This is a genomic window from Affinirhizobium lemnae, assembly GCF_022968395.1.
Classification (GTDB): domain Bacteria; phylum Pseudomonadota; class Alphaproteobacteria; order Rhizobiales; family Rhizobiaceae; genus Neorhizobium; species Neorhizobium lemnae.
This window is the reverse complement of the sequence record NZ_JALJQZ010000039.1, coordinates 1-14,781: the sequence shown is the minus strand read 5'-3', so window position 1 is coordinate 14,781 and position 14,781 is coordinate 1. Positions and strand designations below refer to the sequence as shown.

At 56.3% G+C, this 14,781-nt stretch carries 10 protein-coding genes; 6 read left to right on the top strand and 4 right to left on the bottom strand.

Translation table 11 applies throughout. The features are described 5' to 3' along the window. Window positions 1-190 precede the first annotated feature (190 nt). The 6 genes from cckA (at window position 191) to MUU53_RS18405 (ending at window position 10,091) form a co-directional block, all read left to right on the top strand. On the top strand, window positions 191-2,815 hold the full coding sequence (gene cckA / locus MUU53_RS18430; protein WP_247262192.1) for a cell cycle histidine kinase CckA: 2,625 nt from the start codon (window positions 191-193) through the stop codon (window positions 2,813-2,815). 119 nt (window positions 2,816-2,934) lie between these two features. Further along, window positions 2,935-4,200, top strand: coding sequence for a glycosyltransferase (locus tag MUU53_RS18425; RefSeq protein ID WP_247262191.1), 1,266 nt, complete (start codon window positions 2,935-2,937; stop codon window positions 4,198-4,200). Between the two features lie 223 nt (window positions 4,201-4,423). Continuing rightward, the gene (gene recA / locus MUU53_RS18420) at window positions 4,424-5,512 is read left to right on the top strand and encodes a recombinase RecA (protein ID WP_062554308.1); all 1,089 of its coding nucleotides are present in this window, start codon (window positions 4,424-4,426) and stop codon (window positions 5,510-5,512) included. 157 nt (window positions 5,513-5,669) lie between these two features. Further along, window positions 5,670-8,330, top strand: a complete 2,661-nt coding sequence (alaS, locus tag MUU53_RS18415; RefSeq protein WP_247262190.1) for an alanine--tRNA ligase — start codon at window positions 5,670-5,672, stop codon at window positions 8,328-8,330. Window positions 8,331-8,394: 64 nt separating this feature from the next. Beyond that, window positions 8,395-9,267 carry a tRNA 2-thiocytidine(32) synthetase TtcA gene (gene ttcA / locus MUU53_RS18410; RefSeq protein ID WP_377307225.1) on the top strand — a complete coding sequence of 291 codons (873 nt, stop codon included), beginning with the start codon at window positions 8,395-8,397 and terminating at the stop codon, window positions 9,265-9,267. Between the two features lie 8 nt (window positions 9,268-9,275). Then, window positions 9,276-10,091: an inositol monophosphatase family protein gene (locus tag MUU53_RS18405; RefSeq protein ID WP_247262189.1), complete on the top strand. Its 816-nt coding sequence runs from the start codon at window positions 9,276-9,278 to the stop codon at window positions 10,089-10,091. A gap of 49 nt (window positions 10,092-10,140) precedes the next feature. Here MUU53_RS18405 and MUU53_RS18400 read toward each other — a convergent pair whose 3' ends face one another. The 4 genes from MUU53_RS18400 to purL all read right to left on the bottom strand — a co-directional run bounded on the left by MUU53_RS18400 (window position 10,141) and on the right by purL (window position 14,480). Further along, a complete protein-coding gene (locus MUU53_RS18400; RefSeq protein ID WP_247262203.1) occupies window positions 10,141-11,346 on the bottom strand; it encodes a multidrug effflux MFS transporter in 1,206 nt (401 codons plus the stop codon). 128 nt (window positions 11,347-11,474) lie between these two features. Further along, window positions 11,475-11,810 carry a Grx4 family monothiol glutaredoxin gene (gene grxD / locus MUU53_RS18395; RefSeq protein ID WP_247262188.1) on the bottom strand — a complete coding sequence of 112 codons (336 nt, stop codon included), beginning with the start codon at window positions 11,808-11,810 and terminating at the stop codon, window positions 11,475-11,477. A 144-nt stretch (window positions 11,811-11,954) separates the two neighbouring features. Further along, window positions 11,955-12,188: a BolA/IbaG family iron-sulfur metabolism protein gene (locus tag MUU53_RS18390; RefSeq protein ID WP_062554311.1), complete on the bottom strand. Its 234-nt coding sequence runs from the start codon at window positions 12,186-12,188 to the stop codon at window positions 11,955-11,957. 84 nt (window positions 12,189-12,272) lie between these two features. Beyond that, window positions 12,273-14,480 carry a phosphoribosylformylglycinamidine synthase subunit PurL gene (gene purL / locus MUU53_RS18385; RefSeq protein ID WP_247262187.1) on the bottom strand — a complete coding sequence of 736 codons (2,208 nt, stop codon included), beginning with the start codon at window positions 14,478-14,480 and terminating at the stop codon, window positions 12,273-12,275. Window positions 14,481-14,781 lie beyond the last annotated feature (301 nt).

The following is a 14,781-nucleotide window of genomic DNA, read 5'->3' as shown; positions in this document are numbered from 1 at the left end:
CTTCGGCCATCCTGCAGTGCGAGATATGGCCGGAATCAGAAGCGAGACAATGCCGCAGACTGCTTTCTCAACGGGTTTCTTTGCTGCGGCGCTTTTTGCGGCCTCGCCAAATTGCTATGGAAGTTGCTGGATCGATTCCACGTTCGCGCTTGGCGCGGGTTTGGGTGCGGGGTCGAGAGTGTGAGGTGTGATGACGAAATCGCAGCCGACAGGCAGCATGGATGCGCCGCTGGTGGATCGCGGCAGACGCAGCGGAACCGTTTTGCGGCTGCTTGTGCTTGCGCTGATCCTGGTGGGTGTCTCGATTGCGTTCGTTATCTTCAAGGAGGCCATGAACAACGAGTTTGTCCTTGGTGTCCTTGGCATCCTCGCTATGGTCGGCATCTTCTTTATCGTTTCGTCCATTATCGGTCTCGTGGAGGTGATGCCCCAGAGCCGCTCCGACGAATTTTCGGGCACCTATCTGGCCAGCCACCCCGACGGCATTCTGGTGACCGATGAGCGAGGAAGAATTCTCTATGCAAACGCGGCCTATGGGCGACTGACCGGGGCGACCAAGGCTGCCAATGCACAATCTCTCGAGGCACTGCTTTCAAAGAACAAGGAAGCGACCGAGGCTCTCTACCGACTGACGGCGGCGCTTCGTGAAGGACGGGAGAGCCATGAGGAGTTCCGCCTGCTGAAACCGCTCGGACGTAGTTCTGCAAATGGCTCAGGAGCGCATTGGTATCGGCTCAAAGCGCGGATCCTGTCGTCCACAAGCCATAAGCAGTCGTTCGATGTTTGGCAGCTTTCCGACATTACTGCCGAACGTGACGATCAGGAGCGATTTTTCCGCGAACTCCAGAATGCCATAGACTATCTGGATCACGCTCCTGTTGGCTTTTTCTCCGCGGGCAAGAAAGGTGAAATCTTCTACCTGAATGCAACGCTTGCCGAATGGCTTGCTCTCGACCTGACAAAATTTGCGCCCGGTTCGATGAACATCACCGACATTGTAGCGGGCGAGGGTATGGCGCTTATCCAGTCGGTGCAGCCGGGTGCAGGACAGACGCGGACGGAGACGCTTGATCTCGACCTCCGACGCGCGAATGGACAGAGCCTGCCCGTGAGACTGGTGCACAGTGTGTCTTCCATGCGAGACGGTGCTCCGGGCGAGAGCCGGACCATTGTTCTCGACCGGCCACGAGGAGAGGGCGCCGACGGCTCTGCCTCGGCGATGCGTTTTACACGCTTCTTCAACAATACGCCAATGGCTATCGCGTCGATCGGTGGCGATGGCAAGATCCTGCGCATCAATGCGCCATTCCTGCGGCTGTTTGCAGGCGTGGTCTCGCGCGATGATGTTGACCGAGGCGTAACGCTTGATGTCATCATCCATGAAGGGGCGCGCGCCGACCTGATGCGTGCGCTGGCGGCAGCGAAGGATCGCCAGGGCGATATCGCCCCGATTGATTGCCGCCACCCGGGTGACGAAGTGCGTCATGTTCGCTTCTACGTCAATGCGGTGATCGACGAGAGCGATGAGGCACCGGAAGAGATCGCAATTATCTATGCCGTCGAAACGACCGAGCAGAAAGCGCTCGAGACGCAGATGGCGCAGACGCAGAAGATGAATGCCGTTGGCACCCTCGCCGGTGGCATTGCGCATGACTTTAACAATGTGCTGACCGCCATTCTTTTGTCGTCAGATCACCTGCTGCTTCAGGCGCGTCCCTCCGATGCTAGTTTTGCCGATCTTATGGAGATCAAGCGAAATGCCAATCGCGCGGCGGTGCTGGTTCGCCAATTGCTGGCATTCTCGCGCAAGCAGACCATGCGCCCGGCCGTTTTGAACCTGACCGATGTGGTCGGCGACCTGCGCATGCTTGTGGATCGACTGATCTCCGGCACCAATGTGAAGCTCGATGTGCAGTATGGTCGCGATCTCTGGCCGGTGCGGACCGACCTTTCGCAGTTCGAACAGGTGCTGATCAACCTGTGTGTCAACGCGCGCGATGCCATGCCGAGTGGCGGTCAGATTCGCATCAGGACGAGGAATGTCTCGCGGGATGAGGTTGGCGGCTTCGCCAATGCACGGCTGCCGAACGAGGACTTCGTTCTGGTTGAAGTATCCGACAATGGCACCGGCATTCCGCCGGAAATCATGGACAAGATTTTCGAGCCCTTTTTCACGACCAAGGAAGTGGGCAAGGGAACCGGTCTCGGCCTTTCCATGGTCTACGGTATCGTCAAGCAGTCTGGCGGCTACATCTATCCTGAGTCGGAACTCGGAGTCGGCACAACCTTCCGCGTGTTTCTGCCCCGGTTTATTCCGGAGGCTCAGCCGGTTGTTCAGCATTCTTCGGGTTCTGCTACTGCCGCCTTATCGGAACCGCAGTTATCTGCCTCCGTATCTGAACAGTCAGCGTCCGCAGGTACTAGCGAGAACGTCGATCTCACTGGAAACTCTGCCGTGGTCCTGCTTGTTGAGGATGAGGAGGCGGTGCGGCGTGGTGGCAAACGTATGCTCGAAACGAGGGGTTATACTGTTCATGAGGCTGGCTCAGGAACCGAAGCACTCGAGATTATGGAAGAACTTGAGGGCAAGGTCGATATTGTTGTTTCCGACGTTGTGATGCCCGAAATGGATGGCCCGAGCCTGCTCCGGGAACTGCGGAAATCCTATCCGGACCTGAAATTCATATTTGTATCAGGCTACGCGGAGGATGCTTTTGCCAGGAACCTTCCGGCCGATGCGAAGTTCGGCTTCTTACCTAAGCCGTTCTCGCTGAAGCAACTGGCCGTTGCTGTACGAGAAATGCTGGACACCTAAGTACATCGGGGATATCTTTTTCTGAAAGAGCCTCATAATTGCATTTAATCCTGTAAACATTTTCACATATTTCACAGAATACTTCTTCTGCTCTTAGTCTTATTTGAAGTGATTTTTTGATGAAGATTTTGATTTTGACAATCGGCACCGAGGGGGATGTGCGGCCTCTTGTGGCGCTTGGCGTCGGACTTAGGGCAAGAGGGCACGACGTACGGATTGCAACGCACTCAATGTTTCGTGCTGTTGTAGAGCAACACGGTCTAGAGTTCGCTAATCTTGATGGAGATTTTCGTGAATGGATGAGTGCGAACAAGCTGGCTCTCGGTCGCGCACTGAAAATCACAGAAATGTTGAGTGCCTTCCGCAAGCAGTTGCGCCATATTGCCGTAAATTGGCCTGAACAGGGTTTGGCTGCTGCCGAGGGGGTGGATCTCATCATCGGCAATGGCATGGTCAGCCAGTTAGGTCTCGCACTGGGTGAGCGACTTGGCATCCCGTGTGTGGAAACACAGCTTGTTGCAAGCTTTCCTTCCTACAATCCCCCGCCCATACCGCTCCCGGCGGCAATGTATAACTTGCCAGGCCCCATCAATTACGGTCTTGGCTGGCTGGCGCGAATCAGCATGATTGGCGTAGTTCAGCCAGCCTATGATGAGCACGTAAGGCCTCGTCTCGGCTTGCGTCCCATGGGGCGTCAAAGTCCTTATAGGACGCTGAAAGCAGACCATCTAAGACTAGTGGCCGTAAGTCCCTCGCTGGTTCAACGGCACGTAGCTTGGCCAGACAACATAAAGATTGTCGGTGATTGGAGCCTTCGCGAGAGTGAGTTGTGGCAGCCGCCTACAAGGTTGCAAGACTTTCTGAGCGATGGAGAAAGCCCCGTCTACATCGGCTTTGGCAGTATGTACCATGTAGGTGCCGTAGAATTAACCGCCCTGCTTCACAACGTCTTGCGAGCCCTCAACCGGCGCGGGATCATTGCAACAGGCTGGGGTGGTCTCGACAAAACGATCGGCCATGACGCCAAACACACTATAGTTATCGAACACGCACCGCATGATTGGTTGTTTGAAAGAGTGGCGATGGCTGTGCATCATGGTGGAGCTGGCACAACACATGCTGTTGCCCGCGCAGGCCTTCCTTCTGTTGTCATGCCCGTTTTTGGAGATCAACCATTCTGGGCTTCCTGTTTGCGGCGGCGAGGTGTTGCACCGGCTCCTATCCCACGCGAGAAAGCAACGTTCAAAAAATTGCTGAAAGCATTTGAAACCGCACTCAGTGAGTCGATGCAGGCGAAGGCCAAGGATCTTCGGAACGAAATTCAACGGCAAGATGGTGTGGGTAGAGCGATTTCAGTTTTAGAGGCGCATGGCTTGCTTTGGTGAATGCGTTCAAGGCGAATCGTGTGGCGCAAAGGCAATCGCGCCTAAAGGGCTGCCAGCTTACGTTAGCAGATAAAGCTCTATGAGAAACATAAAGTGAACAAATTTGCGAATCCAATAGAAATCAGCTCCTTGGAGGTCTTGATAACTAGAACAAAATGAGTACATTTGGCATCAGTAGCTGCTTCGTTGCGAGCGGGGCTGCAATAACCTAAAGGTGTTCGAAATGGCTCAGAATTCGTTGCGGCTCGTAGAGGAAAAGTCAGTGGATAAAAGTAAGGCATTGGAGGCGGCGCTTTCTCAGATCGAACGATCCTTCGGCAAGGGTTCGATCATGAAGCTCGGTGCTAACGAAAGTGTTGTCGAAATTGAGACCGTGTCGACAGGCTCGCTCAGCCTGGACATTGCGCTTGGTATCGGCGGCTTGCCAAAGGGCCGTATCATTGAAATCTATGGACCTGAGAGTTCAGGTAAGACAACGCTTGCACTTCAGACAATTGCGGAGGCCCAGAAGAAAGGTGGCGTGTGCGCTTTCGTTGACGCCGAGCACGCTCTAGACCCGGTCTATGCCCGCAAGCTGGGTGTCGATCTGCAGAATTTGTTGATCTCGCAGCCCGACACGGGCGAGCAGGCGCTGGAAATCACCGACACGCTTGTGCGGTCCGGTGCGGTCGATGTGCTTGTTGTCGATTCGGTTGCGGCCCTGACGCCTCGTGCGGAAATCGAAGGCGAAATGGGTGACAGCCTTCCGGGGCTACAGGCGCGCCTGATGAGCCAGGCTTTGCGCAAGCTCACTGCCTCGATTTCCCGTTCCAACTGCATGGTCATCTTCATCAACCAAATCCGCATGAAGATCGGCGTCATGTTCGGTTCGCCTGAAACGACGACGGGTGGTAATGCGCTCAAGTTCTATGCTTCGGTTCGTCTCGACATCCGCCGTATCGGCGCGGTCAAGGAGCGGGAAGAGGTTGTCGGCAACCAGACCCGCGTGAAGGTTGTCAAGAACAAGATGGCGCCTCCCTTCAAGCAGGTTGAGTTCGACATCATGTACGGCGAAGGCGTGTCCAAGACAGGTGAGCTTGTCGACCTGGGTGTGAAGGCTGGTATCGTCGAAAAGTCGGGCGCCTGGTTCTCCTACAACAGCCAGAGGCTGGGGCAGGGACGCGAGAACGCCAAGACGTTCCTTCGCGAAAATCCAGAACTGGCGCGCGAGATCGAGACCGCCCTTCGCCAGAACGCCGGTCTGATAGCTGATCGCTTCCTCCAGAATGGTGGGCCGGACAGCAATGCTGACGATGGCGATCCTGATGCCTGATGCATCGCTTGCAGTGATTACATGATCATCCGAATGGCCGCGTGGTGTAAACCTCGTGGCCGTTTTCTTGTTAAGCTGGACAGTATTCAGCGAGAACGTTAAAAGCCAAAAGCTTTGAAAGATGGGGACCGCGATTGGCGGTATAGAAGGGTTTTGCATGAGTGGCGTGAATGAGATCCGGTCGACCTTCCTCGACTATTTCCGGAAGAACGGTCACGAAATTGTTTCGTCGAGCCCGCTGGTGCCGCGCAATGACCCCACCCTCATGTTTACCAATGCCGGCATGGTGCAGTTCAAGAACGTGTTTACCGGACTTGAGACGAGACCGTACACGACAGCTTCGACCTCCCAGAAGGTCGTACGCGCCGGCGGCAAGCATAACGACCTCGACAATGTGGGCTATACGGCACGCCATCTTACCTTCTTTGAAATGCTTGGCAATTTTTCTTTCGGCGACTACTTCAAGGAACGTGCTATCGAACTTGCCTGGAACCTGGTCACGAAGGGTTTCGACCTTCCGAAAGATCGGCTGCTGGTGACCGTCTATGCAGATGATGATGAGGCAGCGTCGCTTTGGAAGAAGATTGCCGGTTTCTCGGATGACAAGATCATTCGCATTCCGACGTCCGACAATTTCTGGCAGATGGGTGACACCGGCCCGTGCGGTCCCTGCTCTGAAATCTTTATCGATCAGGGCGAGCATGTATGGGGCGGCCCTCCGGGCTCTCCGGAGGAAGATGGCGACCGCTTCCTTGAATTCTGGAACCTCGTTTTCATGCAGTTCGAGCAAACGGCGCCGGGTGAGCGTACACCTCTGCCACGTCCGTCGATTGATACCGGTCTCGGTCTCGAGCGCATGGCCTGCATCCTCCAAGGTGTGCAGAGCGTTTTCGAAACAGATCTCTTCAAGACCCTTATCTCCGCGACGGAAGATGTTGTCGGCGCCAAGGCTGAGGGTGATCAGGCCGCAAGCTTCCGTGTCATTGCCGATCACCTGCGCTCGTCGGCGTTCCTGATTGCCGACGGTGTTTTGCCTTCAAACGAAGGTCGCGGTTATGTTTTGCGTCGTATCATGCGTCGCGGCATGCGCCACATGCAATTGCTGGGCGCGCGCGAGCCCCTGATGTACAAGCTTCTTCCGGCTCTGGTCGGTGAGATGGGGCGCGCCTATCCGGAACTCAATCGGGCCGAAGCGCTGATTTCCGAGACGCTGAAGTTGGAAGAATCGAAGTTCCGCACCACGCTGGCGCGCGGCCTCTCCCTTTTGTCGGATGCGACCGAGACCTTGCACAAGGGTGACTCGCTTGACGGTGAGACCGCCTTCAAGCTTTACGATACCTATGGTTTCCCGCTTGATCTGACGCAGGATGCACTGCGTGCACGCGGGATCGGCGTCGACCTGACGGGCTTCAACGATGCGATGCAGCGCCAGAAGGCTGAGGCGCGCGCAAACTGGGCGGGTTCCGGCGAAAAAGCGACGGAAGGCGTTTGGTTCGAACTCAAGGAGAAATTCGGCGCCACAGAGTTCCTGGGCTATGACACAGAGGTTGCGGAAGGTGTCATACTGGCGATCGTTCGTGACGGTGTGGCAATCGACAAGGCGGTTGCCGGCGACAAGATCCAGATCGTTGTCAACCAGACACCGTTCTATGGCGAATCGGGCGGTCAGATGGGCGATACCGGTATGATCTCGACTGATCATGCCAAGGTCACCGTTTCCGATACGCAGAAGAAGGGTGAGGGGCTGTTCGTTCACTCGGCCACCATTGCCGAAGGCGGTCTGAAGGTCGGAGATGCAGTTGTCTTGACGGTCGATCATACTCGCCGGTCGAGGCTGCGTGCCAACCATTCTGCAACGCACCTGCTGCATGAGGCGCTGCGCGAAGTGCTTGGCACGCACGTCGCTCAGAAGGGTTCTTTGGTCGCGCCGGAGCGCCTTCGCTTCGACGTCTCTCATCCAAAGCCGATGTCTGCAGAAGAACTGCAGAAGGTCGAAGACATGGCCAATGCCATCATCCTGCAGAACGCGTCGGTCACAACGCGCTTGATGAGTGTGGATGATGCCATTGCCGAAGGCGCCATGGCGCTTTTCGGCGAGAAGTACGGCGATGAGGTCCGGGTCGTGTCCATGGGCACCGGCATTGAGGGTAGCAAGGCCGGTAAGCCGTATTCCATCGAACTTTGCGGCGGTACCCATGTTTCCGCTACGGGCGATATCGGTCTGGTGCGTGTGCTGGGCGAAAGCGCGGTCGGTTCGGGCGTGCGTCGCGTCGAGGCTGTTACTGGCGAAGGCGCTCGCGCCTATCTTGCGGAGCAGGATGAGCGCGTGAAGGCACTGGCGGGGCTGCTGAAGGTGCAGCCAACCGATGTCTATTCCCGTGTCGAAGCCTTGATGGATGAGCGCAAGAAGCTCGAGAAGGAGCTCGCGGATGCGCGCCGCAAACTGGCCATGGGCGGGTCTCAGGGCGCGGCTGCTCCAGAGGCTCGTGACGTGAACGGCGTCAAGTACATCGGCAGGGCCGTAACCGGCGTCGATGCAAAGGACCTTAAGGGTCTCGTTGACGACGCCAAGTCTTCTCTCGGTTCCGGGGTCGTGCTGCTGATTGCTGTCAGTGACGATGGTAAGGCGAGCGCGGTTGTCGGTGTGACCGAAGATCTGACGGCTCGCTTCAGTGCCGTCGATCTCGTCCGTGTTGCCTCGGCAAGTCTTGGCGGAAAGGGCGGCGGTGGTCGTGCTGACATGGCGCAGGCCGGTGGTCCTGACGGAAGTCAAGCCGAGGCGGCGATCGAGGTCGTTGCCGCGGCGATCGCAGGCTGAGGCGAGAATATGAGAGCCCGGTTTCTTTTCTTGCGAGACCGGGTTCATTCGAATGGAGAAGAGCGTGACGCTGGCAGCGCCGATTGAAGATATGGACGACGCGGCTGACGTTGAGAATTCTTTTCCCAACGATCTCTATGCGCATGCTCCACAGACAACAGCGTTCAACAAGCTGAGAAAACGGCTTCTGCGGCAGGCCCGTCAGGCGATTGAAGATTTCAATATGCTCGGCTCCCAGAAGCGGTGGCTGATCGGCCTTTCAGGCGGCAAGGATTCTTATTCATTGCTGGCGCTGCTGATGGATCTCAAATGGCGCGGGTTGCTGCCGGTCGATCTCATCGCCTGCAACCTCGACCAAGGTCAGCCGAATTTTCCAAAGGATGTCCTGCCGGATTATCTCAAGCGTATCAACGTCCCGCACCGGATCGAGTATCGCGATACCTATTCCGTCGTGAAGGAAAAGGTGCCAGAGGGCGCAACCTATTGCTCGCTCTGTTCCAGGCTGCGGCGCGGCAATCTGTATCGTATTGCCCGCGAGGAGAATTGCGACGCGCTGGTTCTGGGTCATCACCGGGATGATATTCTCGAAACCTTCTTCATGAACCTCTTTCACGGCGGACGCCTGGCGGCGATGCCGGCGAAGCTGTTGAATGACGAGGGCGATCTGTTCGTGCTGCGGCCGCTTGCCTACTGCGCGGAAGAAGATCTGGCCAAGTTTGCAGCGCTGATGCAGTTTCCCATTATTTCGTGTGATCTCTGCGGTTCCCAGGATGGGCTACAGCGCAATGCCATGAAGCAGATGCTGTCGACCATGGAACTGCAGATGCCCGGTCGCAAGGACCGGATGCTGCGGGCGCTTTCCCATGTCAATCCTTCCCATTTGCTGGACCCGCACCTGTTCGACTTTGCGGGTCTGACGCCTTCCTCCAAGAGTTGAGGTCATTCATGCCCGTTGATGTTATTGTACTTGCGGATGTTCTGAGACAGGCCGCAAAAAGCGAAATCGTGCCTCGTTTCCGGCGCCTGGAAGCCCATGACGTGCGTCGGAAATCGGAGCCTTCGGATCTGGTGACCGAGGCTGATGAACAGGCAGAGCGTTTCATCAAGGCGGAGATCGAGCGTCTTGCACCGCAGGCGCTTTTTATTGGCGAGGAAACTGTCGCGTCAGATCCGGATCTATTGGGGAAGCTGAAGGATGCAGAACTCGCGGTGATCGTCGATCCGGTAGATGGCACTTTCAATTTCGCCAGCGGCATTCCGGCGTTCGGCGTCATGGCGTCGGTTGTCTACAAAGGTGAGGCAGTGGCCGGGATCATTTATGATCCGATGAGCGATGACTGGGTCATGGCCGAGAAGGGAGGCGGCGCTTTCGCTCGCAGGTCGGATGGGCAGTCAGCGCGTCTTGCGGTCGCAGAGGCCAAGCCACTCGAACAGATGTATGGGATGGCATCGGGCGCCTATTTCTTTGATGAGGAGCGTTTACGCGTCCTCACCAACCTTGCGAAGGTCCGCTTCTTTGCCAGCTACCGGTGCTCCGCGCAGGAGTACAGAACGATCGCAAGCGGCCATGTTGACTTTGTGATCTACAATAAACTGATGCCGTGGGATCATGTGGCCGGTTCACTGATCGTGCAGGAAGCGGGAGGGCATGTCGCAAAATTCGATGGCTCGCCCTACAGACCGTCGGAATTTACGGGCGGTCTGATTGCGGCAACCAGCAAGGAGAGTTGGGATATCCTGCGCCGCGAAATCATTGGCTGACAAAGCCATCGAGATCGACTCCGATGCAGACGCATCGGGGTCAATCGAATCAAACTCTTGGGTTGTGCTGCCGGAAAAGCTTTCCGTTCTCCGCAATCAACACAAAGATCAATCCAATGATTGAGACGCTGAAGAAGCCGACAATCAATGGAAGTGCTGTGCCGTTAAACGCTTGTCCTATCACCGCGCCGATGGCGGCACCTCCAATCGTGCTCATGAAGCCCAGAACGGAGGACGCCGTTCCGGCAACGTGGCCCAAAGGTTCCATGGCCAGTGAGTTAAAATTCGCACCGATCCAACCAAACTGGAACATGGCCAGTGCGAAGAAACCTAGGAACACGAGGAATGGCATTGGCTCTGTGCTGAGTAGTTGAACCATCAGCCAGACAAACGTAACCAGTATAAAGCCGAGAAGCGACCCATGTGAGAGCTTGCGCATTCCGAAACGGCCCACAAGCCTGGCGTTGATGAACGAGGCCAGCGACATGAAAGCTGCAACCGCTGCGAAGGCAACTGGAAACCAGTGCCCCAATCCGTAGATCCCCACATAGATCTGCTGCGCCGAATTGATGAATCCGAAAAGTGCGCCGAATATGAACGTCGACGAAATCGTATAGCACAGTGCGATCCGGTTTGTCAGAACGATGCGGAAACCACCAAGTATCGAATTGAGCGTGAGCGGGCGAACATCAGCTCTCGCTAGCGTTTCCGGTAGGCGCATCATCATCCAGGCCAGAATACTGGCTGCCATAATGGCGATGAATAGAAAAATCATGTGCCAATTTCCGCCCAGCATGATGACTTGTCCCGTTCCAGGCGCGATGATCGGTACAATCATGAAGACCATCATGATGAGTGACATGACCTCGGCCATCGCTCGACCACCGAACACATCACGGACGATGGAGACGGTGATGACGCGCGTAGAGGCAGCGCCTGCACCTTGGATGAACCGCAGGAGCAGGAGCATTCCGAACGAGGGGACAATCACGATCATTAGCGAACATACAATATAGACCGCAAGACCGAAAATCATCGGTGCACGTCGTCCGAACCGATCGGAAATTGGTCCGTAGACCAACTGGGCAAAACCGAAGCCGAAGAGGTAGGAGGATACGATGAACTGCCGCTCATTCACGTCTTCAACCTTGAGGTCGGCGCCAATTTCCTGAAGCGCAGGCAGCATGATGTCGATTGCCAAGGCATTCAGTGCCATCAGCATAGCCATCATGGCGATAAATTCTGCCTTGCCCATGCCCTGGAGGCGTGCAAGAGCTGTGTTGGTCGCAGGTTTCACGAAAAATTTCCCGAAAATGAAAAAGCGCCGCAAAACAGCGGCGCCTCAAACTTGAAATTCAGTCAGCGAAGCTGATTGAGGCTCGTTTAGGCGGCGCCGCGTACGGCGATGCCCTGATCCTGAAAATGGGTCTGCAACTCTCCAGACTGGAACATCTCGCGCACGATATCGCAGCCGCCTACGAATTCGCCCTTGATGTAGAGCTGGGGAATGGTCGGCCAGTTTGAATAGTCCTTGATGCCCTGGCGGATCTCAGCGTCGGCAAGAACGTTGACGCCTTTGTAATCTACGCCGAGGTAATCGAGAATCTGTACGACCTGACCCGAAAAACCACATTGTGGGAACTGAGGTGTTCCCTTCATGAAAAGCACGACATCGTTGCCCTTCACTTCGCTGTCGATCAGCTCATGAATACCGCTCATGATCGATTTCCTTTTCTTATCTGGAGTCAAGGTCCAGATATTATGGTTAGCTTATTATCACGAAATCCGCTGAATTCCAGCCGGGAAATGCGATTGCATCTATGATTTCGTGTGATGGTTCCATCGACGAAGTCCGGGTGAAAATCAGTCTGGAGCTGATGTTTGCAAGGCCAGCGCATGCAAAACGCCGCCCATATTGCCCCTCAAGGCCTCATAAACCATTTGATGTTGCTGGACCCGGCTTTTGCCTCGAAATGCTTCTGCAACAACCTCGGCTGCGTAATGGTCCCCGTCGCCTGCCAGATCCCGGATCGTGACTTTGGCACCCGGAATCCCTGCCTTGATCATGTCTTCAATTTCACCGGGACGCATCGGCATCTGGTCGTTCCTTCCTTGTTAGGTATGGTTGTTTTCGACCAGAGTGCCAAATTTCCGCGGATTCTCAAAGCGTCTTGATGCCTGTCACGCCATAAAGGTGGGGAACCAGCCTTCGTGCGCCTCAACAAGCTGCGCAACCTCGACCCGTACCAGTGTGTCAATCTCAAGGGTGTTGCCACCAACATTTCCAAGGGTACGGAAAGGAACGCCCGCCGATTCAGCGCTTGCGCAGACGAAGTTCGCCAGATCGGCCGGTACAGCGATGACATAGCGAGCCTGATCTTCGCCAAAGAGCAATGCATGAGGCAGCCCCTTGCATTCACCAAGGGAAAGCTTTGCACCCTTTCCGGAGGCCATCGCCATTTCTGCAAGCGCGAGCAACAATCCGCCGGAGGAGATATCGTGGCAAGCCGTGACCTGACCGTTGCGGATGAGCCCGCGGACGAAATCGCCATGGCGACGCTCAGCCTTCAGATCCACCTGCGGGGCTGGCCCTTCCGATGAACCCAGGATATCACGCAGGTATATTGACGATCCCAGATGGGACCCATCGACGCCGATCATGATCAGAACATCGCCGTCCTTGGCTGTCCCGATCCGCGCCATTTTCGACCAGTCTGGTAGAAGACCAACGCCAGCAATCGTGGGTGTCGGCAGGATCGCAACGCCGTTGGTCTCGTTATATAGCGAGACGTTGCCAGATACGATTGGGAAGTCCAGCGCCCGGCAGGCTTCGCCGATACCCTGGATTGCGCCAACCAGCTGACCCATGATCTCCGGCTTTTCCGGATTGCCGAAGTTCAGGTTGTCCGTGGCTGCCAGAGGCTCAGCACCGGTTGCGGTAATGTTACGCCAGCATTCCGCAACAGCCTGCTTGCCGCCTTCGATCGGGTCAGCCTCGACATAGCGGGGCGTGACGTCCGACGAAAACGCAAGCGCCTTGCTTGCATGGCCTTCCACGCGTACGACGCCAGCGTCGCCGCCGGGCAGTTGCAAGGAATTGCCCTGGATCAGGGTGTCATACTGCTCATAGACCCAGCGTCGGCTGGATTGGTTCGGCGAACCTACAAGCTTGAGCAGCGCATCATTGTAATCGCCTGGAGCAGCAACCTTTTCCGCGGGCAGGGCAGGCCGCGCAGCGGAAGGCTGCCAGGGACGGTCGTATTCCGGCGCTTCGTCGCCCAATTCCTTGATGGGCAAGTTCGCCACTTCCTCGCCCTGATGAAGGATGCGGAAGCGCAGGTCATCGGTCGTCTTGCCGACGATCGCGAAATCCAGTCCCCACTTGACGAAGATGGCCTTGGCTACGTCTTCCTTCTCGGGACGCAGAACCATGAGCATACGCTCCTGGCTTTCCGACAGCATCATCTCATAGGCGGTCATGCGCTCTTCGCGAACCGGAACCTTGTCGAGATCGAGTTCGATGCCGAGGTCGCCCTTTGCGCCCATTTCGACAGCAGAGCAGGTGAGGCCAGCCGCCCCCATGTCCTGGATCGCGATCACGGCGCCGGTCGCCATGAGTTCCAGGCAGGCTTCGAGCAAGCATTTTTCGGTGAAGGGATCGCCGACCTGTACGGTGGGGCGCTTTTCCTCGATAGATTCGTCGAATTCCGCCGATGCCATGGTAGCACCGCCGACGCCATCGCGGCCCGTCTTCGCGCCAAGATAGACGACAGGCAGGCCCACGCCTTCAGCCTTCGAATAGAAGATGGCGTCACTCTTTGCGAGGCCAGCGGCAAAGGCATTGACGAGAATATTGCCGTTATAACGTGGATCGAACTCGACTTCGCCACCGACAGTCGGAACACCGAAGGAGTTTCCATAACCGCCGACGCCGGATACGACGCCCGAAACGAGATGGCGTGTCTTTGGATGATCCGGTGCGCCGAAACGCAAGGCGTTCATGGCTGCGACCGGACGCGCACCCATGGTGAAGACGTCGCGGAGAATGCCGCCGACGCCGGTTGCCGCGCCCTGGTAGGGCTCGATGTAGGACGGATGGTTATGGCTTTCCATCTTGAAGACGACGCAGTCACCGTCATCGATGTCCACAACGCCAGCGTTTTCGCCAGGGCCCTGAATGACGCGCGGCCCCTTGGTCGGCAGCGTGCGCAGCCAGCGCTTGGAAGACTTGTATGAGCAATGTTCATTCCACATTGCAGAAATGATGCCGAGTTCGGTGAAGGTCGGTTCGCGGCCGATCAAGTCAAGAATGCGCTGATATTCATCAGGCTTCAGTCCGTGGGCAGCAACAAGTTCTGGTGTAATGGCGATCTGGTTCGGAATAGTCATCGTCTTCCCTACAGGCGATCCGGGCTGGCGTCTCTTTATCCTAGAAGAAGCATGGGCGCGACAGGAAATTTCCTGTCACGCCCATATGATTCACTTCGAACGCGAAGGTCTGTGAGTGCCCCTCAGGATGTGTGGTTCAGCGACCGGCTTGCGGGCGAAAGCGTGTCGCGATCTTTCAGATTCGCTCTTAGAGTCTGTCAGCGCTACTCGGAATCGCGGCGGGATTCCATTGATTTGGTTTTTGTGATTCAAGATCATTGCTGGATCGGAGGCCAGCAATGATGGTGCGACCTCTTTCACT